Genomic DNA, 25,153 nt, shown 5'->3' on the forward strand with positions numbered 1-25,153 from the left:
TAATTATTAAACATAAACATATATCACATGGAAAAGGAATATAACAATGAAAAAGTTAATCGTATTATCAGCAATCGCAGCACTTACATCAGGTGCAGCACTAGCAGACAGCATAAACTTAGGTGCGGCTGTACAGTCTGTGTGTGGAGTTAGCAACACGGATACTGTTAAATATTTTCCAGCTTTAGCGCTCGGTAATAGTGCTACTGTTAATTTTAATCTTCAGTGTAATGATGTAGACGGCGCAACAATATCGCTAACAACTTCTGAAGGGCATTTACAAAATTCAGATAATGAAGATATGGGCGTTGGTTATACTGCAGCATTAAGTGCAGGTCCATTTGCGTTTACTTTAACTGCAGATGATGGTGCAAATGATCAGTCAGCATCTCAAAGCCAAGCAGGCACAGCTGCACTTGCAGCAGGCAGCATAGCGGGTACAATTTTAGTTACTGTTACACAAACACCTACATGGTCAGGGACGTATGCGGATACGCTTACACTAGGTATAACAGCTAATTAATTCGTCACTTTAAAAGGCAGTTATTAACTGCCTTTTTATTATTTAGAGGGAATTTTATGCGTTTATTTATAATTTTTATTTTATTTACAGCTTCTTACTCGGCATTGTCTTTTCAAGTACAACCTATGGTTGCAGAGGTACAACCTATGGGGAGCCAATCGCAACAAACAATACGCATAGCAAATACATCAGTAAATCCTTTAACTATTGAAATTACAGCATATGATTTATTAATAACGGATCAAGGAGATGAGTCGTTACGTGAAAATGAAGATGACTTTTTAATTATACCTATGACAACTATTATTCCTGCAGGAAAAAGCCAGTCAGTTATTGTTAGGTATATTGGTGAGCCTGTACTTTCCGCTTCAAAAGCTTATCGTTTAATGATTGATCAAGTAAAAGTTAATTTACAAGATGATAATACATCAGGTGTTGGTATGAGCTTGAGCTTTAGAACGTTACTTAATGTGGTTCCGCAAGGAGCAGAAGCCAAGTTAATGATTAAAAGTAAAGCACAAGCAGCAACTGGTGAGTGGAAAGTATTATTAGAAAATACCGGCAATAAATATATTCGCTTATCGCAAGCACAGTGGGTAATTAAGGGTAATAATGAAAAATTTGTGCTTGAAGGAGAAAGCTTAAGTAAAGCGTTAAGTGGAAAGCTGCTTTTACCTAACTCAAGTCGAGAAGTAACAATAAAAATACCAGCGCAATTTAATGCAGAGCAAAGTGAGTTAGAGGTGCTGTTTTAATGTGTAGGCTGCTGAATTATTACTTATTATTATTTGTAATGTTAGCTTTGCCCGCCTACGCTTTAGAAGTAACGCCCATGGTAGTTACTTTTTCACCAAATGGCGTGTCAAATGGTGCATCTAGTTTAATACATAACCAGTTACCACGTGATATTGCCTTTGATATACAGGTATACGAAATTCAATTTACACAAGATGAACCACAATTAGTGCCGTTAGAAGATTCGCCTTTGTGGGTGTTTCCGCCGTCATTATTGCTACAAGCGGGGCAAAGTCAGCGTATTCAATTTAGATGGCTAGATAAAGTACTGCCAACCACAGATAAAAGTTACCAAGTTAGCTTGATTGAACAACCATTAAACGCTCATTTAGCAGATAAAGCATCGCAATTGACCATGCTGCTTAATGTGAACTTAATTGTGCATGTAGATCAACCACAGTTAACAGCAGATTTAGCCGTTGGAGAGTCTCATATTGAGGGAACAGACATTATGGTAAATATAATAAATAAAGGCCCAGGTGCGAGTCGATTAAGTGATTATGAGATCAAGTTAACTGATGAAAGTTCTGGAGTATTAATAGAACGCATTTTAAAGCAGCAATTAAAGGCACAAGGGTATGACGTGTTTTTTGCACCTAATAGTAGCCACTATATAAAAATACCTAAACCAAAATCGATAAAAGAGGATAGTTTTAAAAGCTTACGCTTAGAATTGATGAGGTAATAAATATGCGTATATTTATTTGTTTATTATTAATTGTATTCACTCAAGTAAGCCTAGCAAAAATAAATCCATCTAACCGAACCATTGAGCTAAGTGTTGAGGCTGAGCTTAATAAAACAGATATTGGCAGAGTAACACTTGCTGTGGAGCCAGGTGATAATTTATTACTTAAGTGGAACGAAGTTGAAACAGTATTAAAGGAAGTGTTATACCCTGAAGGCCTTGCCATATTAAAAGCTAAGGTTGTTGATGGTTTGCTTAGCAAGCAAGCATTAGAAAAGTTTGGCTTTGTGGTTAACTTTGACCTAAGCGATTTTAGTTTAAAAATAAATGCCCCTCTTAATTTAACCCGCCCGCAAACATTAAGTTTAAAACCAGACTCTAGGCGACTAAAAGCTTCAGAAGTGGCCAATTTAAGTGGCTTTGTTAACCTGTATTCTAGCTACTTATATCAACAAAATAACAATACAGATACGACAGACAAACAGCTAGCCTTTCGTGCTGAAATGGTAATGAATTGGGAGGGCTGGGTAGTAGAAAATGAACTTGAGTATTTATCAGATGTTGAGGCAACATCATCAAATGTTAAACGTTTAGGCACACGCTTAGTGCATGACTTACCGTTAAAAGGTATGCGTGTATCAATAGGCGATAACTACAGCTCAGGAAGTTACTTTCAATCTACATCACGTATTTTGGGAATTTCGCTTGCTCATGACTTCTCGCTAGTATCCGATAGGCCAATAAGACCCAGTGCCTCTAGAAGCTTTACTTTAGAAAGCCCATCTTCTGTAGAAGTATTGGTTGACGATAGGATTGTACAGCGATTAAATTTAACTGCAGGCATATATTCATTAGATGATATACCGTTGAATGAGGGAAGTAATAATATAAGTTTGCGGATCACTGATATTGCAGGGGTAGTACGATACGTTAATTTTGATGTAACCACGGGCTTAGATTTATTTGCAGAGGGACAGCTAGAATATGAGATTCATATTGGAGTGCCATCGACATTAACCGATCAGCTAAATTACGATAATGACAGCCCATTGATAAGTACCTATCTTGATTATGGGGTATCGCCTAGTTGGACTATTGGCTTTACAGCGCAGGCAGATGAATTTATACAACAAGCAGGCTTTAAAAGTATTTATGCTGCCAATATTGGCCAATTTGCATTTGAAAATGCAGTGAGTTTTGGCGACGAAACAGGACACGCTTACCGATTGGTATATAGTAGCTTTACAGACAGAAGTGAATTACCACAAGATATTAGTTTTGGTTATGAGTACTCTACTGAAAACTTCCGTGCTGTAGGCTATCGACCTGATCTACAAGGTAGTGCTCGACTACGAGAACACTTTATTCAGGCAAACTATAGCTTTTTTAATAGCCCTACTTTACGTACTTCTTTTTTTACCAACCTATCAAGAGCACATAATGAAGCTCAGTTTGATAAATCAGTAGGGTTAAGTTTATCTGGTGATTTAAGTAACAACCGTTGGCGTTATAGCCTAGGCGCTCAATGGGATGAAATAGCAGATAATGCAGAGTGGGGAATTAGGCTCTCTTTAACCTATAAGTTTAGTAATGATCGACGTTTAAAGTTATCTCACCAATCACGTAGAAACAAAACACGTTTAGAGTATACCCAAGATGCTAATCAACGCTATGTAGGTGCCTTTAGTTTAAGAACGGGAATTGAACATAATGACCAAAATGAAGCATTATTTGACTTAAACACACAATATAATGGCAACCGGTTCTTAGCTAGTTTAGACCATGCTAGCTTTTATGAGCAATTAAATGCAAGTTCAGCTTATCATCAAAGTCGGGTTAGTTTTGCATCCAGCGTAGCATTTGCAGAAGATGATTGGGCAATAGGTAAGCCTATATACGACAGCTTTGCTTTAATTAAACCCCACTCGAGCCTAAAAGATAAAAAAATAACCTTGGGCCAATACAAAGATCAATACAGAGCAAACAATGCAGATTTTGATACTATTTTATTACATGATATTAGCTCATACGATAATTCGGCTATTTCAGTAGATGTAGAAGATTTGGAGCCTGGGTATGATATTGGGGCGGGTTTAGTGGTGTTTTTCCCATCTTATCGCAGTGGGTATAGTGTAATGATTGGTACTGCTGCAAATATATCGGTTATTGCCACTTTACTAGATCAACAACAACAGCCGTTAGCATTACAAGTGGGTGTTGCTGTATGTTCAGATAATACTGAAAAACAACATAAGTTTTTTACCAATAAATCGGGTCGTTTTGCATTAACTGGGCTTACCCCTTGTAGCTATGAAGTGACATTAAATAATAGCGAAAAATCGCAATTTATTTTAGATGTAAAAGAAGGTGAGCAACTACAAAGAAAAGGAAAGATTTATGTACACTAAACAAACGGTTACCTTTATTAGCGGCTTAGCTTTATTACTTTTACCTTATATTAGCTACGCACAGTGTGATGCAAGGTTAAATAATATTGACCACTTATTTGATGACTTTGATCAGTACCATGCATTACAAAAAGTAGATGCAAAAAAGCAGCTGCGCATTAATGTAATAAATGACGAACAGTGCCAGCTACATATTATACTAACCAGTGAAAACCAAGCGCAGCTAAAAGGCGCTTTTCAAAGTATTGCTTATCAATTTCGCAGCGATACTCAGCAATTAGTCAGCTCATCAATTAGTCGTTTACAACTAGTAGAGTCAGCGGCTGAAGTTGAACTTTTGATCCCATCGGGTACACCGGTAAAGGCAGGGTTATACACAGATAGATTGCAAATAAAACTTTATGATCAAAATAATCAGCTGCTCGATGAGCGTCAACTTGACATTGAAACAGATATTGCCCCAAGAACCAGCCTGTCGGTGCTTGGTTATAATACTTTTGCAAATACCATTAACTTAGGAGAGTTAATACCTCTGCAAGAATACGCTATGTTACCTAGCCTGCAAGTAGTGACTAATTCAGATGTTCGGCTGCGCGTTAGCTCTGATAATAAAGGTAAGTTAGTGCACAGTATGTATCAGCAACAATATGCGATAGATTATAATTTAGATTTGGCGGGTAATTGGTTAGGATTGAGTCAAGATACAAATAAAACGTTTTCATACGCTGGGCAAACTGTGTTTTTATTGCCACTTAAAATACAGTTAGCTGACTTTAAAGAGCAAGCCGCTGGTGAGTATACAGATACTATAAGGTTTCAAATTAGCCCACTTAACTATTAACTTTGTTTAAGTTTTTTTGACACCATGCAAGTGCTTGCTGCTTATTTTTAACGGCGATTTTTTGATACACCTTATGTAAATGAACTCGCACAGTTGCTTCGCTGATAAACAGGCTATCGGCAATAGCACTGGAGTGCATTCCTGAAAACAGTAAGTTTAAAACTTTAATTTCTTTACAGGTAAGGTTATTCGACTGCAGTGTTGTTTGTTGCTCGCTAGCCAGCATTTGCCTCATCCAACAATCAGTAACTGCGCGAGGAAACCAAAGTTCTCCCTTATTAATCGCTTCTAACCCTTGGTGAAAAAGAGCTTCGTCTGTATTCGCATAAAATAAGCCTTTTAAATTAGGCCATTCTTTTAATGGAATAACATCACTGTCTTTAGGCACGTCAAAAATAACAAGCCCTTGGTGCTCATTTTTTAACATAAACTGATTAATTAGTTCATAGTTAGTGATAACGTTAAGTGCTTGATAATTTACCAGCAGTATATTGTATTGTGTCGCCACACAAAATAAAGAAGTATACCCGGAAGTATTTAAACACTTTATCTGTTTATTCGTTATATTTTCAATTGCCATAAATTTATTCCATATACTTAAGTATTAATACTATATTCCTAAGTTCAGTTAATATCAATGGTGGAATAATGTACAAATCGTTTGTTATTTAACTTAAATCGCTTGTTTAATTGTAGTATACGCAATAGGCTCTGTGGGTTTATTTACCTCTTCATTTTAATAATTTAAGGTGAATGGCGTTTTACTGAATAACTTTTAGCGAGGAGTTGCGGCGCAGCAGGGGTTTTTATTAATAAAATATTAGAAAATGATACATATCATCTTGTTTATATCATATAATTTACATCCAGAGGAAAGATGCTACAACGCATCTTTTTTTATGCCTACAATTTATATTTTATAAAAATATAACGCATAACAAAACCTATACCCTTTGGAGATTATTTTTGAAATTACGCAACCTCTCACCGTTAAGCTTAGCAATTATTGCTGCACTCACTACCTCAGTAAATGCAGAAGAAACCAAAACAACAGCAAAGCAAGACGCATTTGAAAAAATAGAAGTAACCGCTCGTAAACGTACAGAAAGCTTATTTGAGTCTCCAACCGCAATTACATCAATTGGTGCAAACCTCATTGATAAAGCCAATATGAGTAATTTAGAAGATATTGGTAAGTATGTACCTAATTTAAATATTACTCGTTATGGCGTGGGTAACTCTGCACATGCATCTGTGTTTATTCGCGGTATAGGCCTTCAAGATCATGTTATTACTACCGATCCTGGTGTTGGGGTTTACTTAGATGGTGTGTATTTAGGCCGTCAAATGGGGTCAAATTTATCGCTACCGAATGTTGAGCGTGTAGAAGTATTGCGTGGTCCTCAAGGTACTTTATATGGCCGTAATACTTTAGGTGGCGCGGTTAATGTAATAACCAAGCAACCAGGTGATGAAGGCATTTTAACAACGACTGCAAAAGTGGGTAGCCGCGGTCGTATAGCAGGCGATATTTACTTTAATAACGCATTAACTGATGACTTAAGTATGTCGGCAAGTGCGTCTTACAAGCAGCGTGATGGGGTGGGTACTGCAGTTAATTTAGCTAACCCAGAAAAAGAAATTGGTGAAGAGCAAGAGTTTAGTGGCCGTGTTGCATTTAAATACCAAGCAACTAGCGACCTTGCATTTACTTTTTCTTTAGATGGTGTTGATAACGAATCGGGCCAATCGCCTTATACAATTGAGCTTACCGCACCACTTGATCCAAATGATCAGAACAATGGCGATTTCCCATTATTAACACCAGACTTAATTCCGGCAAATCCAGATGATTTAGGCACAACCGTTGCGGGTATTGAATCAACTTCTTACTCAGGTTGGGGTACTTCATTTGCTGCTGATTGGGCAATTAACGACACTTATTCTAGTAAATTTATCTCAAGCTACCGTACCTCTGAATATGAAGGCGGCTTAGATGATGATGCATCAGCGCTTAATTTATCTGAGTTTCCAGAGCAAGGTGGTGCTGATCAATACTCATTTGAAGTTCAGTTAAACGCAACGTTTGACAACATGGACTTTGTATCTGGCTTATACTTCTTTAATGAAGATGGCTTTACCCGTTCAGAAGACTTTGTATTTAGCCCATACAATACGCCTGACAGTTTTGGCTTCTTCGAAATAAATCAAGAAACCAACTCTTATGCTGCTTACTTTAATGCCGGCTACGATTTAACCGACGATTTAAGCATTGGTGGTGGCCTGCGCTATTCAAAAGATAAAAAAGAAGCGAATGCAATTTTTCCATCTTTTGCCGAACGTAAATATGTATCTGCAGACTTTGATGCTGTGACGTGGGATATAAATGCTTCGTACCAGCTTAGTAATAATATGAATGTGTATGGTCAAGTTCAAAAAGGTTACCAAACAGGTGGCTTTCCACCGCGTCCATTTGGCGGGCCTGATCAGTTTTCATCATTTGATGAAACAAAAGCAATTAACTACGAAATTGGCTTAAAAGGCCAAGTACACGAAAATGTATCTATGATGTTGGCTGTATTTGTAACTGACTACACAGATTTAGCGCTGCCATTTTCAGACCCTACTTCGGGCGGTGGTTTTGTAACTATCGTTGAAAATGCTGGTCAATCAAAAGCGCAAGGTATTGAGCTTGAAACAACAGTAGCTATTACTGACGACTTTACTATTCGCAGTGCAGTGGGTTACTTAGATTCAGAAATTAGTGAAGTAGCAGCAGGCGTACAAGGAATTGGTAAAGGCGATTCGCCTGCATTAACACCACGCTGGACTGTGATGATTGCGCCTTCATATTTTATGGATTTAAATAACGGTGGCACTCTGGCTTTTAATGCAAACTACTCGTACCGCAGTGAAATGCAAGGTCAGTCAGTATTTAACTATAGCGAAACAATTGATTCTCGTGAGTTAGTTGGCTTTAATATTTCTTACACTAACCCGTACGGCGATATGGAAGTAACGCTATATGGTGAAAACGTATTAAACGAAGTGTACGATGTAGGACGCCTACAACAAACTGGTTTTGTTGGCGTTATGCGCAGTAATGACCGCAGTGAATTTGGTTTAAAGTTCAAAAAAGACTTCGAGCTGTAAACTAATTTAGCTAACGCATTTAAACAAAAAAGGTAAGCCGCGGCTTACCTTTTTTAATATTAGTAGGGCAAAATTAATCTTTGTTAAGATCTTTACGTGCTTGCTCAATTTCTTCGGCAATTTCACGTGCTTTTTGTTTGGTTTTTTCGGTTAGCTCGCCTGCCGTTTCTTTACTTTTTATCCACGCATCAACAGCAACTTCTTTGCCGTCATCGTACATATCTAAACCCATTGCTTTACTTTGCTGTAATAACTGATTTAGCGACTCGTCATGTTTAATTTCGTGAGTAGTTTCTTTTACTTTAGTCCACGCTTTATCTAGCTCTTGCTGTACTTGAGCACCGGTGTCTTTGGCGTCTTCTTTGATCTCTTTGGCATCTTCACACGCGGTTAATGTAAGTAAAGTACCTAATAATGCTAAACCTGCTAATTTATTCATGTGTAATTTTTCCATCGATATAAAATAATATTTAACACTATTATAAGTAACGAAAATGAACATACCCGTAACAAAACGATTAAATTTTAAATTAATGGATAAAAGTGATTGCCCTAAGCTGTTTAAATTGGCTCAATACTTGGGTGTAACTACGGTTTATTGAGCCCCGAGCATTAAGCTCGGGAGTTATTAGAATTAGCCTATTGCGGGTATTAATCCGGCCATTTGTAGGCCTTGGGCACTAATAATAGTTAAACCGCATAATGCTGCAATGGCTAAGCCAATATTACCGCTGCGTACTTTATAACCTGTGTTCTGTGTACTTTTACGTTGCTTATAAACCATAGCTACAGGTAAAAAAACGGCCAAAATCACTAAGGCAATCGCTGCGTAGCCAAGCGCCATAATAAACCCTTGCGGATAAAATATGGCAAAACCAAGAGGAGGTATAAAGGTAATTAATGCCGTTTTAATTCGATCCGCTTTTGTATCTGCTTTTTTGAAAGTGTCGGCAAAAAAGTCAAACAAGCCTAAACTTACACCCAAAAATGAAGTGGCCAATGCAAGATCAGCAAATAACTTAACGGCAGTGGCAACGTTTGGGTTGTGCGCTATGCTCGCCATGCTTTGTACAAAGCCACTTAAACCTTGGCTATTGAGCAAATCATTTTGATTCATAATACCCTGGCTTAATATTTGCCAAAAAATATAAATACCTAACGGTAGCGTTGCACCCGCTATCATTACTTTACGCAGTGTTTTTATTTCTAATCCTACGTATTTAACAATTGAAGGAATAGAGCCATGAAAACCAAATGAGGTAAATACCACCGGAATAGCCGAGAGTATTAAGCCTTGCTCTACTGGCATTTCAAGTAAATGTTGGCCATGTACATAAGGCGTTAACATATAAAACAGGCTGGCAAGTACCACTATTTTTATTGAAAACAGCACTCTATTAAATTTATCGACCTTACTGGTACCCAGAGTTACGACACCAGCAATTAAAACCGCCAGTAAAACAGAGGCCAATTGCGGTGCAATACTCACGTTAAACCCCGTGTTTATGCGATCTTGAAGTTGTGCGCCACCACCAGCAATATAAGCTGCACACAAAGCGTAAAATAAAAATATCACCGAAAAGTTAGCTACATATTGCCCACGTTTGCCAAGCCAAAGTTTAGCTAAGGTATTTAGCGTCGCATCGCGAGGAGCATATTGATGGAGCTCAAGCATTAGCAGTGCAGTGTAGGTCATTAATAACCAACAACCGACAATTAATGTCAGCGCAGTACTAAACCCTAGTCCGGCTGATGCAATTGGTAAGGCCAGCATACCTGCACCTATGGTAGTACCTGCAACAATTAACATGCTACCTATTGTTTTATTTTTAAGCACTTAATGATCCTGATCAATCTTGAGAGGTACGCAAGATATAACTAGTTAACCAAAACTTAAATAGTTTTGTTATAAAAGAAATAAAATAAAGTGTAATTATCTATTTACAACTGTAATTTAAATGCATCTTTTATTAATATTAACTATTTAAAAAGTGCTTTAAGCGTATAGTTTATTTGAAGTTTTTTGAGTTTTATTGTTAATGGCTAAGGAGCGGCATGTGCCAATTAAAGTATCGTACTTTATAATGGTTCTTATATGGTCAACCACACCATTAGGTATAGTGTGGAGCAGCGATACAGTATCGCCAACATTAGCGGTTTTATTACGTATGTTGGTAGGGCTTACTTTAGGTGCTGTAATTATAGCTATTACGCGTATTAGGGTGCCGTGGAATAAAAATGCCTGCTTACTTTATTTTTACTCTAGCATAGGTATTTTTGGTGGCATGTTACTTAGTTATATGGCGGCTAAAACAGTGCCCTCAGGCATTATTTCATTAATGTTTGGCTTAGCGCCTATTTTATCGGGCTTACTTGCCCAGCAACTCCTTAACGAGCCTAAGTTTAGTGTAATTAAGCTAATCGCACTTGCATGTGCCCTAATCGGATTATATTTTGTCAGCTATAACCAAATTAAGCACTCGCAAACTCAGGGGCTTGGTTTGTTATATGTGTTTATAGCGGTGTGTTTTTTTAGTTTAAGTGGAGTGATGATCAAGCGGGTTAAAATTGCTATTCATCCTATGGCAACTACATTTGGTGCTCTGGTGTTTGTAACACCTTTATTTTTTATTGCTTGGTTGCTGCTAGACGGTGAATTAAATATACAAAATTGGAGTGCTAAATCAATATGGGCTATTGGTTATTTAGGAGTATTTGGCTCATTGTTAGGAGCGCTGGCGTATTTTCATGTATTACAAAACTTAAATGCCAGTACTGTTGCACTTACCACGCTTATTACCCCAAGTTTTGCATTAGGGCTTGGCGCATGGCTTAATAATGAACCGCTTAGCAAGGAGCTTATTAGTGGTGCGGTTATTATTTTACTAAGCTTAGGTGTGTTTCAGTTTGGCGAGCAAATAGTTAATCGAAATAAGCAAAAAATATGATGTTAAAGCATCATATTTTCGCTATTTGAATTACTAATCTACGGTTTTTGTTGCGCCCTAAAATAGTATCGTTAGTGTCTACAAAACGTTTTTCACCTAACCCATCGGTATGCACTTTAGTTTCATCAACACCTAAACTAATCATATAATCTTTAATTGCTTTAGCGCGTGTTTTAGAAAGGTCTAGGTTATTCCATCGACCGCCATAGCTATCGGTATAAGACGCTATATTAATTGACTCAATACTTGGATCATTTTTTAAGTATTCAGCAATTTTATCTAAACGCTGCTGCGAAGATTTAGTTAATTTACTGCTGTTAGACTGATAGTTCATTACCGTAAACGAAATATCTTCAAAGCTATATGGCAATAATTCATCGCGGCATTGTAAAAAGGCCCAATAGGCTTGTTTAAAATTAACCCCCGACATGCCTACGGCAATTTTATCGGCACTATTTTGCCAGTCTTGATAATAAAAAGTAGGCTGATTACCTTTTTCAAGTTCGGTGAGCATTTCCCACGCGGTTTTATTACCCAGCTCGCCGTCAAACTTTTTAAGTAACTTCATGTCAGCTATATCGCGAACTGGCGTACCGGCTCGCCATGCTGGTGGCACTGCTTTTAAGCCCGCAATAGCATAATTATCAGGGCGAACAACCATATCTAAATTAAAAGTAAGGTCTTTGTTTTTACTTGCATTAACATTAAATATGGCTTCGCCATAATATGGAACTTCATGATTTAACTGGCATTGTAAACGAGTGGTTTTAACTACTTGCCAATTAGAGTTGTCTTGATCGGCAATGTATTGGCGCATAGCACCATAGCTGCTATAACTGCAAAGTGCGCTGGTAATACCAAGGCTAATAAATAACAACTTAAACTTCATCGGGAATTCTCCAGTAAATCAGTATTGCCAATAATTTGGCAAAATACCGTGTAATAGCACTTAATAGTAAACAATACTGAGTAAGCTCTAACTGTAAAGCAAATTGCATGCCTATAGTTTTAGCTGTAATTAATCAATAAATCCCCTAGCCGAAAGGCCCTCAATTTTGACATAATAGATGGCTTACACCTACAAACCAAGAAGACTATGGCAAATACTGAGCAAACACTTTTCGCAAAACGCTTTCGTGGCTTTTTTCCAGTGGTAATTGATGTTGAAACTGGCGGGTTTAATAAAGATACCGACGCTTTATTAGAAATTGCAGTATCTGTTTTAAAAATGGATGACGAAGGATTGCTTAGCATAGATCACACGGTGCACTTTCATGTAGAACCGTTTGCAGACGCTAACATTGAACAAGCGGCCATTGAGTTCAATGGTATTGATCCATTTTCAGCACTGCGCGGTGCCGTGCCTGAAGAGCATGCAATTAAAGAAATTTGCAAAGTTGTGCGCAAAGCGCAAAAAGCAGCCGGCTGCCAACGTTCAGTTGTGGTTGCGCATAATGCAGCATTCGATCATGGTTTTTTAAATGCAGCAATAGAGCGCAATAATATAAAGCGCACGCCGTTCCATCCATTTGTAAGTTTTGATACTACATCGTTAGCAGGGCTTGCTTTAGGGCAAACTGTACTTGCCAAAGCATGTAGAGCAGCGGGTATTGAATTTGATAATAGCCAAGCACACTCAGCACTTTACGATACAGAGCGTACCGCTGAGCTTTATTGTTTAATAGTGAATCGCTGGCAACAACTAGGCGGTTGGCCACTAGCGGCATTAGAAAACACCGATACTGAGTTACAAGTAGATGATAGTGATAGCGATGATGCTAAAACGTCTGAGTAATTTTACCTTCGCTTAGTTTGACTAAATGGGGCGGATAAATACGCGAAAACTGCTTAGTGTCTTTTGCTATTTTAAGCTCCACACCCGGATGCATTAAATCGTTAACTTTTAAGTGGCTGGTGGCCAATAGTTGCATTATTTTATGCTTAATAAGCTGTTTTTGACGTTGTAACTGGGCAGTACGTGTTTGTATATGCTGCTCGTTAAGTTTTATTTTATCTAAATATAGTTGACGTTGTGCCGGCGCTGGGATTTTGTTGGCCTTAATTCGCGCATTTTTTAGCACAGCAGATTTATCAGCAAGCAGCTTTTCAAAGTCAAAAATTTCAGTTTGCTTTTCTCTCAGTTCAAACCAATGTTGTGCTAAAAACACCTTGGTTTTAGTTCCTGCGGGCGCACCCAGCTCACCAGCTTCAAGACGCAGTGCATCTAATATATTACCGCCAATTATTTTACCGCGCGGATTGTTCGCTTTTCCTACTCTAATTAATCGCTTAGCGCGTAAATCACAATGTAAAGCCTGGCGTTCAATAAAGAGATCTTGCGCTGTTTCTATGTGGCAATACTGCGCATATCCAACGCAAATAGTCCGCTGAGCAATTATGTGGCAACTAAATGCTTCATCAACTTCGCGCTTTCGGCCAATGGCACCTAGCATAATGGTTACTGCACCTTTACTGTGTATTGTTCCTGATTCTACAAAGCCTAAAACAGTAATGTCGCCATTCGCTTTAACATGCATACCATCTTTAATATCACCACTAATAATTACGCTACCGGTAAAGTTAATATGGCCGGTGCTTACATCTACGTTATCAAAACATAACACGTCATCCACACGCATTCCACGGGGGAGGGCAACTGGTACGCCTTTGCAATCAGCTATTAATATATTTGGGTTATTAGGATCTATTTTGGTTCCCTCAAAGGGCTGCAATTGATGCTCTTTTCCGGGCTTTGCTAAAATAATATCGCCAAATACAGTATAACCATCTTCACCTAAAGTAGCCGCAACTCGCTGCATAAGTGGCGTGCCTGGTTTTACCGTAATAATTGCCCCTAAATTTTTCATATCAACTTTACCGCCTTCCTTAGCTTGCGGGCTAAGTACGCGATCTTGTGCGGTTGAACACAAACGTACAAATTTGGCGTCAAGGCCTTTTTTAGGGTTACGGCCATGCGCAATAATTGCAGAATATTCGCTTCCTGCTGGGTGCTCAAATTGCTGTCCTAAAAAGTTATCTAATGCTTGTGGGCTTATGCCCTTACTAATACCAGCATCAAAAAGTGCTTTTTGTGCGTCTTGCATTGATAGCAATACACCACCTTTTGCCGTTTTAATCGTTGCTTCGGCTACCATATTTTTGTCATCAATATTAATAGTAATAGCGGCATTAATTGCGTGTGCAACAATTAACGATTCGCTTTGGTAATTTTTACTTTGCGCAAATAACTTACTAATATTGACAGCTATAATCTCAAAGTCGCAATACTGAGATTGCTCTATCAATGTTATTAACTGTGTTGTTGTTGCTATAAAACCACTGTCTATAGGATGCTTTAATAAAGACAAGTACCCTGTTTGTTGATTAAATGAGAAAACCGACATTTATAAATTCCCTACGTAATATGCCTGTTATTATTTTATTTTTTATATAAAGATCAAAATTTGTTATTAAATAAATTTTAATCTCGTATTTGAGCACAAAGCAGAGAGAGTGTTAAGTAAATGTTATTGCTTACTCGGGTTGTTTGCATAGCTTTGCCTGTTTAATGCACAATAGTACTTAGTAAATAAAATAAAGCGTCGAAGGCCCTTGAGTATCAGCATGTTACTCGGTTATACTAGCCGTACGCTCTGAATGAGTTACTAATTCAGGGGCTGATTAGGATTCGACGGAATTCAAGAAGCCCAAGGTGCATGTCGAGGTGCGGTTTGCCTCGTTAAACAGCCGCAACCTAAAGTAATCGCAAACGACGATAACTACTCTCTAGCGGCTTAGGCCAGCTAGCGCTCCTTCTATGTATTCTTGTGGACTAGATTTTGGAGTGTCACCCTAACACCTGATCGCGATGGAAACCCTGGCCGGGGTTGAAGCGTTAAAACTAAGCGGCCTCGCCTTTATTTACCGTGTTTGTCCGGGACTTAAAGGTTAATTAAATGACAATACTAAGCATGTAGTACCGACGGTCGAGGCTTTTCGGACGGGGGTTCAAATCCCCCCAGCTCCACCAATATCGGTTTTTAGATTCGTTTGTCTAAAAACCCTAAAAAACCCGCAACGCTTGAGAAATCAAGCTTGCGGGTTTTTTTATGGCTAAAGGTTAATTAAGATCACAGACCCATTAAGCTATTCGCCAAAGTACCCACGAAGCAGGTAGCGCACTTCATTGAGTGATGATTTTTGATGCAGTAACCGAAGCTAAGCTTTTAAAAATGAAGGTTTAAATGAGGGGAGTAACTGAGAGTTTAAAACTGTCTGATGTAGATAAATTAATAATCAACCTTATTAGTAACTATCCTCATATTACAAACGCACAGTTAGTTGTCGCTAGCGAAACGTCGTTGAGCGCCATCTAAAGGCGAATAAAGGTTTTGAAAGAAGCAGAGTAATAGTAAGAATTGGGTATTGGCTCTAAAAAACCGGCAATTGTCAGATTAAATAAGTTATTTATACACAATTAATACGCTAATAATTTAGTGGCACTTCTATTCACGTAAAATAAATAAGTTCTTAAATTGAAAGTGTTTTAAATACTTGCCCGCTATTAATTTTCAAAGGCCAGTGCAGCCATGTTTTACGGCATACTTGCGCAAGTCACTTTATGATGAGCGGCGGAAATACTTTAGTACTGTAGCAGATACTTGGTCATGCAAAGATTGAGCAAACTATGGTTTACGCGCACTTTGCACCAAGTCATTTAGAAGATGCAATCAGATTAGGTCCAAGGTTTAATTGATAAATATATATTTTGAAACAAACCAATTACATTCTTCTTGACCACATATTTTTTGAGCACTATCTGCAGAATCTAACTGACTTTTAAAGGTTATGTAGTAAAGCTCATTTTTTTCAACAGTAACAAAATAGCTTAATATTCTTTCTGATGACTTTAAAGAAATAAACTTAGAAAGAGGACGTGACTTTTCTCCATCGCTTTTAGAACCTATAGATGAGTATACGATTGGTTTTATTTCTTTTTTCTTCATAACCATATGATCTTTAGCTTCAATATTATAAACCGTGAGTGGATACTCATCTAAATTAAAAATCAAACGCGACTTACCGCTATTTTTTATTTTTACTTCTATAATTAGACCTTGGGTGCCTTCTAAATTTGGCGAATGATAATCAATAACTTTATGGTCAATACTGATTATTGAGGCTTCAGTATTATCAATTGAAAGCTGCTTTTCAGTTATTTCTTGTTCTTTCAAATCAAGATTTCGATTTGCAGTTTCGACTTGCTGCAAAAGATTAAAACTAATTAAAACCCATAAGCCGCCCACTATAATTGCAAATGCGCTTATAATGTTATGGAATATTGTTGAAAAGTCAGATGGTTGGGTAGTGGCTAGGTCTCTTTTTTTATAAAAGTAAAAATAGCTAATACTAAGTAATAGTATAACTACAAGTATTAGCCCACCAAGACTCAGAGGAACTATATCAAAAAATGAAATTGGATCACTTTTACGCATAGTTAAACACCAATATCACCTTCATCAGATATTTCAGGGAAATCGTCATATCGATCATCGATTTCAGCAGAGGATACTTCATTATTTTCTATATTTTCTTCTTCATTTTCAATTATAGGAGAAAATGATGATTTTGTTAAAGGATTGGAAACTTCCACTCTATCAATGGAGAACTGACCTTTATTAGGTTTACTGATAAATGCTTCCAAATGGTCTTTATGTGATTCAAATGTTGTTGTTGTTTTAATGTGCTCGATGGCTTTCGTGAGTTCAGCCTGATTGCTAACTAGTATATAATTATCAGCTTGGTCTACGGGCGTAATAGCTTCCCCCATACAGCCTGTTATAAGAAAAGCAAAAGCGATTAGAGTAGCTCTATCACCTAGAATTTTACCCCATGAATGCCCAGGAGAAGTGAAAATACTTTTATTGGTAAGGGTAAACCTATCTTGACCACCAAACTGATAATAAAGATCGTGTAGTAGGTCTTCATCGAATGAGTTCTCATCAAGCTCTAGAATTGAAAAAAGTTCGAGCTTTTGAATTATTCGTTGAAATTCACTTAAATGAAACTGAGCAATATCACTAGTCTGATTTATTTCAGTAGTAAAGTGAAGCTCGTTATTTTCTATGTACAAACCATAAAGCCAATGTTTAAGAAGCTCTTTATGTACCTCTAAAGAAAATACTGTTTTTTGTGAACCTAAACTTTTTGAGATTGGTGTAGGTAAAGATGTTCTTAGTTTACGGCTTTCCCATTTAACCTTTCTTCTTAAAATTTGAGAACTGGAAGAATTTACTCTTTCACCAGTAGAAGGGTTTATAGAAAATAATGGTTCTGAATCTATATAAGCATCAGATATAATAGTACCTATAGATATTCTACTTTTAGATAATGTAAATACAGTATCACCAATTTTAAAGTCATTAATAAAGTGTCTTATTTGACCTAAGCGAGCTGATAATTGGCGAGGTTCTTCTGGGTTAGCACTTCTCGTATTTAGAAGAACAATTCGACGTTCCAATTCAGGAACATCATCTTCTGTAATTACGCCCTCTGAATCAAAGCCGATATTATCCATGTGACCCAAAGCGACACAACCAGAAGATATAAACTGGTGGTATGATATGGCTTTAGCCCCGGCTCTTACTACCCAGTATTGACAAGACGAGTCAATTTCAAAAAGGTTCATTCAAAATCCCTGTAATTATATTTTTAATATTTGGACAAAATCCTAATGTCCACATACTGCCCAATCTCAAAAGATTATACAAGACTTTAGAGGATACTATAAGAAACTAAGCTTATGATTTAAAAGTAAGTACTTGTTTTAATTAGTTACCTGTAGTAATCGAGGCTTTCGGACGCGAGCCCCCCAGTTCTGCCAATAATGACTTTTAATTTCGTTTTTTTATGGCTGTAATTTAAGGTGGCTTTTACAAGATTAATATTGTGATGGTGAACGAGTTGTCCATATTAGGTTTGCTAAAAACGATTGGAGGTACGGCAGGGTTAGTTATTAAATGTGAGCCAGCGTTTGGGCTGGCTCACGAGAGTGCAATAGCTTAAGTGCGGCTATTAACCGCTAACAAAAGGAAAGCTTAAATACAGCTGTATAATGAGTGCGTTGGTAATATCAATGAAGAATGCGCCCACTAAAGGTACTACTAAAAATGCCTGTGGTGAGGGGCCGTAACGAGATACTAAAGATTCCATATTTGCAACTGCGGTAGGCGTTGCGCCTAAACCAAAACCACAATGACCGCCCGCTATTATTGCGGCGTTGTAGTTTTTACCCATTACTCTAAAGGTAATAAAGTAAGCAAATAGCATTAGCATAACGGCTTGTACTAAAATCATAAATATCATTGGGCCGGCTAAGCTCAGCAGTTCCCATATTTTTAACGACATTAAAGCCATGGCTAAAAACATTGATAGCGCCATGGTGCCCCATAAGTCTATACAGGCGCGGCTTACCTTATAAATTTTAGAAAATTCAGTAAGGTTAGTAATAAAAACACCAAATAATAATGGGATTAAAAATGCTGGTAGAATAACGTCAATTGCTTTTAATGCGTCGTAGCCCATGCGGCCTAAGTACATACATAATAATATAACAAACAAGGTTTCCATCATTTTACGCGGTGTTACTAGGTCGTGATCATCTGGGTCGAAGGTAACTGTGTCATCGCGCTCTTCATGGTATGAAGTGTCTGCTTTTAAGTTGTATTTATTAATGAGGCGCCTGCTGACTGGGCCGCCAACTAAGCCACCAAGAATAAGCCCAAGCGTAGCGGCTGCCATTGCCAGTTCAAATACGCTGCTTTGCATACCATATTCATTAATAAACAAATCAGCGTACGTGGCACCACTACCATGGCCACCAGAGAGTGTTACAGAGCCGCCAATTAACCCCATTAAAGGCTCCATACCGGTTGCTACCGCAATAGATATACCTAAGGCATTTTGCACCAATAAATAAATTGTTGCGACGCCCAAAAACAGCGCGACTTTAGGGCCACCTTTAATTAATAAGCTAAAACTCGCACCCAAACCAACAGTGGTAAAAAACATGGTCATTAATGGGGTTTTAAAAGTCATATCGAATTGAAAGTTAATATCAAAGTAAACGTGCAGAATGGCCGCAATAATAGAAAAGGCAATACCACCCACAACGGGTTCAGGAATGTTGTTGTCTTTAAGAAAAGCAATTTTGCTATTGAGATAATAGCCTGCAAAAAGTATTAACAAAGAAACTAACAAGGTTTCTATAATAGAAATTTCAATATTCATAAGCGCATTTAACCTTTTTAATACGGTATATTTTTGTTTGCACATGAACCAAAGTTTGACCGTGAAGAGGTAATCAACAGATTAGCAGTTCAAAACTTTAGAGCGCCATAAGCAAAAGCAGTACCTTGCAACTTAGCAAATCATTAATAAAAAACAGGCAAAGTTTAATTTTGAGGGCAGGAGCTTAGCATATACCGGTTACCGATCAAGATGCATATTTTAAGTTTGTATACTATTTTGCAGCAAACACAGCCATAAAGTAATTCTTATTCATTAGTTTTAATGTGGTTGTATTTTTTTACAACAAACAAAGTTGGGTGTAATTGTTAAAAGTTGCACAGATAAAGGGACAGTTCATTTTTATTAGTTACGTGTTTGGGCTAATTTATAGCGGGTTATTAACTTTAAAATAGAATCTATAATTAATTGTTGTAAGCATATTTTTAACTTAATGCTGAGCTTTAATGTGCTGTGGCTTTACACAATGCTTATATTTTTTGAACGCAATTTAAACTATGCGTGTTATACCTAATGGTTATACAAAATCACTAAAATAAGCCTCAATATAAGGTGTTATTCACCCTAGAGCATAAATATGGATTTATTGGCTACAGAGTTTGTTACTCCCTGTATAGCGCTGTTACTTATTGTACTTGCAGGTTTTACATCTTTTGTATCTGCCGCGTTTGGTGCCGGTGGCGGGCTGATGTTATTAGTTGTTATGGCATCAATTATGCCAATGACGGTCGTGGTGCCAGTGCATGGCTTAGTACAATTAGGATCGAATGCAAATAGACTAGTGTTGAGCATTAAACATATAGATAAAAATATGTTTATTTACTTTACGCTTGGTGGGTTGGTTGGCGCTGGCATCTCTAGCACTGTAGTTAATGATATTCAGTTAGATGGTATGAAGTTGGCGGTTGCGGTATTTGTGGTTTATTTATTGTGGGGTAAAACGCCTAAATTTAAAAACGACTCAAAGCTGGGGCGTTTAGTTGCGGGTTTAATAACGGCATTTATTTCTATGTTTGTTGGCGCAAGTGGACCGCTAGTAGCGAGTTATTTGCATATTAATAATTATGACAAATTAAAGTTCACTGCAACGTTTTCTAGCATTATGACCCTACAGCATGTGTTAAAGGCGTTTGTTTATACTGTTATTGGGTTTAACTTTTGGCAATGGTTGCCATTGGTGATAGGTATGATAGCCAGTGGTGCGCTAGGCACTTGGTTAGGTATTTATTTACTTAAACGTATGCCTACAGCACGTTTTAAAACTATTTTTAAGGTTATATTAACACTTATGGCTTGCCAATTGGCTTGGCAAGGCATAAGTGAAATATTGCTATAAGCAGATTATTTTACCGCAGCTTTAATAGGGCTGTCGCCATCAAAAAGCTCAAAAATACAACTGCTATTACATTGGTTTTGCGCAATGTTAAATAAAACATGAGCAACGTTTTCTCGGCTTATTTTTGCATTTGAACGATCGCTTGGTCGTGTTGTGCTAATAAGCATTGATGCAGCTTCGTTGGTTAATGCACCCGGTCGTACAATGGTATAACTAAGGCCGCTATTTATTAGGTATCTGTCTGCCATGTGTTTAGCTACTAGGTAAGGTTTTAGATCACTTTGAATTGCATCAGGATCGTCAGCACCTAACGAGCTCACCATAATAAAGTGTTTAACACCGTGCTCTTTTGAAAAGTTAATTGCCTTAGTAGCAGCCCACAGATCAATTAATAAGGTTTTATCAGCACCTGTACCGCCGCCTGAGCCAGCAACAAATATAACTTGCTCACAGTCTTTTACTACGTCACTAAAATCGCTTTCTAAATCTTGTTCGATAATAGTTAAATGTACGCTATTTAAATCACTTAGTTTATTTTTATTGCGCACTAAAGCGATTACATTATGCTCATGCTGGAGTAATAACTCGGTAGTCATTTTACCAATTTGCCCGCTTGCGCCAATAATTAAGGTTTTACTCATCATTAACTCCTAAATTTGTTTGCTATTTCAGCTTACAGTAGATCGTGACTCGTTGGTATACCTTTCAAGTATAGCTAACTGATTAAATTTTATTACGAATTAAATCACGCACTATAAAACGAGCAGGGTGAATAGCTTGGCTTACACGCTCGCTGAGCGGGCGCGGCTCGTTGTTTAAACTGCTAATTAAGTGTTCACTGCAAAGTGGCGCACTGCATAAAGCACGTGCACCAAAGCCGGTGAAAATATGTAGCCCTTGTTGTTTTTTACTTAGGGCTTGGTACTGATAGCGTTTACCTAAACGTAAATTAGCAAAGGCAGTTAGGTAATCGCTTTGCTCTACCCACTCTCCTGCCATAGGTAAGTGATCAATAAAACTACAACGCACTGCGGCTTTTGCTGCGGTTATATTGCCTAAGCTAGTTGCAAAATTACAGTGGCCGTAAAAGTTGAGTAATTGCTCGCGATTACTAAGGTTGTCTTGCTCAGTTACTTGTCGGCTTTTGGTGTTTTTTTCAAACGTTGCACCCATACAATGATGATCTAAATAAGCGGGTGTAAAATAGCCTTTATGGCACAGCACCGTTTTTAGTTTAGTTGACTGCTCACTTGCCTGCACATGCGATACTTGCCCGCGTACACCAACGATTGGTAGTGCTTTAGTTTGTGCAAATGCATCGCTGTGCTCACCTGCACATATAATTACATCGCTAAAGGGGCCAAACTGTTTGCCGTTACTAAAAAGTAGCCAGCCGTTGCTGGTTTTTTTTAATTGTTCTATATGGCAGTTAAAAGTACTTTTATAAGGCGACAAACAATGGGCGGCGCTCAACATAGCATTAACTAGTTGTGGTGGGTTTACCCAGCCACCTTGTTCAAAATATACGCCAGAATAACCAGTAGTAACTCCGGCTATAGTATCTCCTTGCTCTGCGGTTACGTTACGCATTAATGTTTGTGGCCATAATTGCTGCTGGGCTAAATTTTCATGGCGATCAACGAGTGGCTGTTTTACTGCATGCTGCAATACACCGCACCAGCTATGATCAAAACTAAAGCCATCATTGAGTAACTGTTTATAAAGCCGTTTGGCATATAAAAAGCTATGCGCAAATAACTCGCTGTGTGGGGAGTTTTTTGCTTGTAAATGAGGGTATACCACCCCTTGCACGTTGTGCGATGCCCCCATAGCGGGTGCAGCATCTTGGCAAAATAATTGGCTGCTAATACCTCGCTTAGCTAGGCTGTATAAAATACAGCTGCTGGCAATACCACCACCAATTACCGCCACATTACTAAGCGGGCTTACATCGTGATTAAAATAACTTGGCGCCGATTGCGTATCGTTAGTGTGTTTTAATGTGCCAATTAGCATGCTACGTTTGTGCGCAAATCCTTTAACTTTTTGCATGGTAAAGCCTGCATCACTTAACCCACGACGAACAAAGCCGGCAGCGGTAAAGGTAGCAAGGGTGGCTCCTACTTTTGAAACGTTAACCATGGCATTAAACAGGCTTTGTTGCCACATGTCAGGGTTTTTACTCGGTGCAAAACCATCTAAAAACCAAGCATCTACTATACCTGAGCGCGGATAGCTCATTGTTTTAATCGATTCCAGTGCATCACCAAAATATAAATCGAGCACTATTGTCCCATTATTAAATTCAAGTCGATGGCAGCCTGCTAAATTAATGGGATACTGGCTGATAAGTTGCTCACTTAATAAATTAAGTTCAGGCCATGCTGTTAATATTTTGCTTAAGTCGCTTACACTTAATGGGTGTTTTTCAAAGGCAATAAAGTGTAGTCGCTTTACACCATAGTTTAGTTGCTTTTGAACTTGTTGGCGTGCAAGGTGGTCAGTAAAGTGCTGGCATGTATTTAAAAAGTTAAGGCCAGTACCAAAACCGGTTTCGGCTATAACGAAATGTGCTTGGTCATGGCTTTGTAACCGTGTATCTATATTGTTTTGCTGATAAAACACATAATAAGATTCAGCTAAGCCATTATCGTCAGAATAATAAATATCATCGAAGTCATTGGCAACAGGTGTGCCTTGGTGGTTAAAGTGAATGTTGGCGTTTTTTATCATGACCCATTTAATTTTAGAGATGAAATTTTTTAATTATTTTACGTGTTTTCTTTGAAATAGTCTGGCGTTATTTATAAGCTAGCAGTTCAGAGTACAAGTGTACGCTAGAAAGCTGACCACTTAGATGATTAAATTCGCGTAAAATAGAACGCAATTAAGTATTAAGCTAAGGGAATTACCCATGAGAAGAGCCGTAATTACAGGTATCGGTGTTGTATCAAGTATTGGTAACAACAAAGAAGAAGTATTAGAATCGTTAAAAACAGGCCGTAGTGGCATTGCGTTTAACCAAGAATTTGCCGATTACAAGCTACGTAGCAACGTGTCGGGCAAAATTGATATTGACGTTAAAGAACATGTTGACCGCAAAGCAATGCGTTTTATGGGTGATGCTGCTGCCTATTCTTATATTTCAATGACGCAAGCGATTGCAGACTCAGGTTTATCTGACGAGCAAGTGTCAAACGAGCGTACGGGTATTATAGTTGGTTCTGGTGGTGGTTCATCTAAATGGCAAGTAGAAGCGGCTGATATTTTACGCGAAAAAGGCGTAAAGCGTGTAGGTCCTTATATGGTGCCACGTACTATGGCAAGCACCACGTCTGCATGTTTAGCAACACCGTTTAAAATTAAAGGTGTTAACTACTCTATTAGTTCTGCATGTGCTACATCAGCGCACTGTATTGGTAATGCAGTAGAACAAATTCAACTTGGCAAGCAAGATGTTGTTTTTGCTGGTGGTGGTGAAGAGCTGCACTGGACTTTAGCAATGGAATTTGACGCTATGGGCGCACTTTCTACTAAGTACAACGAAACACCAGAAAAAGCATCGCGTACGTACGATGCAAACCGCGATGGTTTTGTTATATCTGGTGGTGGCGGTATTGTTGTGGTTGAAGAGCTTGAACATGCTCTTGCTCGTGGCGCACATATTTACGCAGAAATTGTTGGCTATGGTGCAACGTCTGATGGTTACGACATGGTTGCTCCTTCAGGCGAAGGTGCTGCACGCTGTATGCGCCAAGCTATGCAAGACGTAGAAAGTATTGATTATTTAAATACGCATGGCACATCTACTCCAGTGGGCGATGTTAAAGAGCTTGGCGCTATTCAAGACGTATTTGGTGGTAATTCACCAATGATCAGCGCAACTAAAGCAATGACAGGCCATGCCCTAGGTGCGGCGGGTGTTCACGAGGCTATTTTCTCTTTATTAATGCTAGAGCATGGCTTTGTTGCACCATCAATTAATATTGATGAATTAGACGAGCAAGCTGCAGGCCTTGATATTGTTACTGAACGTCGTGATGTTGAGTTAAATACTGTAATGTCGAACAGCTTTGGCTTTGGTGGTACAAATGCCACGTTAGTTATGAGTAAATATAAAGGTTAATTAGTTTCTTACTAAATACCCAAAGCCG

Annotated in this window: 20 protein-coding genes, 1 other RNA gene and 1 pseudogene; 12 read left to right on the plus strand and 10 right to left on the minus strand. The window is 38.2% G+C overall.

Annotated elements, in window-relative coordinates:
- Positions 1-46 precede the first annotated feature (46 nt).
- The 5 genes from I6E78_RS05465 to I6E78_RS05485 are packed head-to-tail and all read left to right on the plus strand — an operon-like array spanning position 47 to position 5,255.
- Positions 47-523, plus strand: a complete 477-nt coding sequence (locus tag I6E78_RS05465; protein ID WP_011328782.1) for a hypothetical protein — start codon at positions 47-49, stop codon at positions 521-523.
- A gap of 56 nt (positions 524-579) precedes the next feature.
- The gene (locus I6E78_RS05470; protein WP_179807442.1) at positions 580-1,278 is read left to right on the plus strand and encodes a fimbrial biogenesis chaperone; all 699 of its coding nucleotides are present in this window, start codon (positions 580-582) and stop codon (positions 1,276-1,278) included.
- Entirely contained in the window at positions 1,278-2,003 is a 726-nt protein-coding gene (locus I6E78_RS05475) for a hypothetical protein (protein ID WP_041454511.1), read from the plus strand. Before I6E78_RS05470 ends, I6E78_RS05475 begins: the two co-directional genes overlap by 1 nt.
- Positions 2,004-2,008: 5 nt before the next feature.
- Positions 2,009-4,414, plus strand: a complete 2,406-nt coding sequence (locus I6E78_RS05480) for a fimbria/pilus outer membrane usher protein (protein ID WP_197182125.1) — start codon at positions 2,009-2,011, stop codon at positions 4,412-4,414.
- On the plus strand, positions 4,404-5,255 hold the full coding sequence (locus I6E78_RS05485; protein WP_089368580.1) for a hypothetical protein: 852 nt from the start codon (positions 4,404-4,406) through the stop codon (positions 5,253-5,255). Before I6E78_RS05480 ends, I6E78_RS05485 begins: the two co-directional genes overlap by 11 nt.
- On the opposite strand, the gene I6E78_RS05490 is transcribed toward I6E78_RS05485, so the two are convergent.
- The gene (locus I6E78_RS05490) at positions 5,245-5,835 is read right to left on the minus strand and encodes a LuxR C-terminal-related transcriptional regulator (RefSeq protein ID WP_011328777.1); all 591 of its coding nucleotides are present in this window, start codon (positions 5,833-5,835) and stop codon (positions 5,245-5,247) included. The genes I6E78_RS05485 and I6E78_RS05490 overlap by 11 nt on opposite strands.
- A gap of 386 nt (positions 5,836-6,221) precedes the next feature.
- Here I6E78_RS05490 and I6E78_RS05495 point away from each other — a divergent pair, with 386 nt between their 5' ends.
- The gene (locus I6E78_RS05495; RefSeq protein WP_197182126.1) at positions 6,222-8,408 is read left to right on the plus strand and encodes a TonB-dependent receptor; all 2,187 of its coding nucleotides are present in this window, start codon (positions 6,222-6,224) and stop codon (positions 8,406-8,408) included.
- A 73-nt stretch (positions 8,409-8,481) separates the two neighbouring features.
- Here I6E78_RS05495 and I6E78_RS05500 read toward each other — a convergent pair whose 3' ends face one another.
- Together I6E78_RS05500 and I6E78_RS05505 are read right to left on the minus strand one after the other, a co-directional pair.
- Positions 8,482-8,847, minus strand: coding sequence for a hypothetical protein (locus tag I6E78_RS05500; RefSeq protein ID WP_041454510.1), 366 nt, complete (start codon positions 8,845-8,847; stop codon positions 8,482-8,484).
- Positions 8,848-9,042: 195 nt separating this feature from the next.
- Positions 9,043-10,245 (minus strand): aromatic amino acid transport family protein, encoded by a 1,203-nt coding sequence (locus I6E78_RS05505; RefSeq protein ID WP_182684173.1) that lies wholly within the window; start codon positions 10,243-10,245, stop codon positions 9,043-9,045.
- Between the two features lie 220 nt (positions 10,246-10,465).
- On the opposite strand from I6E78_RS05505, the gene I6E78_RS05510 reads away from it, so the two are divergent.
- Positions 10,466-11,356 carry a DMT family transporter gene (locus I6E78_RS05510; protein WP_197182127.1) on the plus strand — a complete coding sequence of 297 codons (891 nt, stop codon included), beginning with the start codon at positions 10,466-10,468 and terminating at the stop codon, positions 11,354-11,356.
- A gap of 10 nt (positions 11,357-11,366) precedes the next feature.
- Here I6E78_RS05510 and I6E78_RS05515 read toward each other — a convergent pair whose 3' ends face one another.
- Positions 11,367-12,245, minus strand: coding sequence for a flagellar protein MotY (locus I6E78_RS05515; RefSeq protein ID WP_086998494.1), 879 nt, complete (start codon positions 12,243-12,245; stop codon positions 11,367-11,369).
- Positions 12,246-12,452: 207 nt separating this feature from the next.
- On the opposite strand from I6E78_RS05515, the gene rnt reads away from it, so the two are divergent.
- A complete protein-coding gene (rnt, locus tag I6E78_RS05520; protein ID WP_182684171.1) occupies positions 12,453-13,151 on the plus strand; it encodes a ribonuclease T in 699 nt (232 codons plus the stop codon).
- On the opposite strand, the gene I6E78_RS05525 is transcribed toward rnt, so the two are convergent.
- A complete protein-coding gene (locus I6E78_RS05525) occupies positions 13,135-14,760 on the minus strand; it encodes a DUF342 domain-containing protein (protein WP_197182128.1) in 1,626 nt (541 codons plus the stop codon). The two genes, rnt and I6E78_RS05525, sit on opposite strands and share 17 nt — an antisense overlap.
- 269 nt (positions 14,761-15,029) lie before the next feature.
- Between I6E78_RS05525 and ssrA the strand changes: the two genes are divergently transcribed.
- Positions 15,030-15,386: a transfer-messenger RNA gene (gene ssrA / locus I6E78_RS05530) on the plus strand.
- Between the two features lie 543 nt (positions 15,387-15,929).
- Positions 15,930-16,112 (plus strand): annotated as a pseudogene (locus tag I6E78_RS18635) (tyrosine-type recombinase/integrase); the annotation flags it as partial.
- Here I6E78_RS18635 and I6E78_RS05535 read toward each other — a convergent pair.
- The 3 genes from I6E78_RS05535 to gltS all read right to left on the minus strand — a co-directional run bounded on the left by I6E78_RS05535 (position 16,105) and on the right by gltS (position 19,645).
- Positions 16,105-16,851: a hypothetical protein gene (locus I6E78_RS05535; RefSeq protein WP_197182129.1), complete on the minus strand. Its 747-nt coding sequence runs from the start codon at positions 16,849-16,851 to the stop codon at positions 16,105-16,107. The pseudogene I6E78_RS18635 and the gene I6E78_RS05535 overlap by 8 nt on opposite strands.
- A 2-nt stretch (positions 16,852-16,853) precedes the next feature.
- Positions 16,854-18,044, minus strand: a complete 1,191-nt coding sequence (locus tag I6E78_RS05540) for a hypothetical protein (protein WP_197182130.1) — start codon at positions 18,042-18,044, stop codon at positions 16,854-16,856.
- 386 nt (positions 18,045-18,430) lie between these two features.
- Positions 18,431-19,645, minus strand: a complete 1,215-nt coding sequence (gene gltS, locus I6E78_RS05545) for a sodium/glutamate symporter (protein ID WP_011328742.1) — start codon at positions 19,643-19,645, stop codon at positions 18,431-18,433.
- Positions 19,646-20,240: 595 nt separating this feature from the next.
- On the opposite strand from gltS, the gene I6E78_RS05550 reads away from it, so the two are divergent.
- On the plus strand, positions 20,241-20,999 hold the full coding sequence (locus I6E78_RS05550) for a sulfite exporter TauE/SafE family protein (RefSeq protein WP_197182131.1): 759 nt from the start codon (positions 20,241-20,243) through the stop codon (positions 20,997-20,999).
- Between the two features lie 5 nt (positions 21,000-21,004).
- Here I6E78_RS05550 and I6E78_RS05555 read toward each other — a convergent pair whose 3' ends face one another.
- Complete coding sequence (locus tag I6E78_RS05555; RefSeq protein ID WP_011328740.1) at positions 21,005-21,640, minus strand: NAD(P)-binding oxidoreductase; 636 nt, start codon at positions 21,638-21,640, stop codon at positions 21,005-21,007.
- 82 nt (positions 21,641-21,722) lie between these two features.
- The gene (mnmC, locus tag I6E78_RS05560; protein WP_197182132.1) at positions 21,723-23,732 is read right to left on the minus strand and encodes a bifunctional tRNA (5-methylaminomethyl-2-thiouridine)(34)-methyltransferase MnmD/FAD-dependent 5-carboxymethylaminomethyl-2-thiouridine(34) oxidoreductase MnmC; all 2,010 of its coding nucleotides are present in this window, start codon (positions 23,730-23,732) and stop codon (positions 21,723-21,725) included.
- Positions 23,733-23,913: 181 nt separating this feature from the next.
- On the opposite strand from mnmC, the gene fabB reads away from it, so the two are divergent.
- Positions 23,914-25,125: a beta-ketoacyl-ACP synthase I gene (fabB, locus tag I6E78_RS05565; RefSeq protein WP_011328738.1), complete on the plus strand. Its 1,212-nt coding sequence runs from the start codon at positions 23,914-23,916 to the stop codon at positions 25,123-25,125.
- Positions 25,126-25,153: the final 28 nt, after the last annotated feature.

This window comes from Pseudoalteromonas sp. NZS127, assembly GCF_015864805.1.
GTDB lineage: Bacteria > Pseudomonadota > Gammaproteobacteria > Enterobacterales > Alteromonadaceae > Pseudoalteromonas > Pseudoalteromonas nigrifaciens.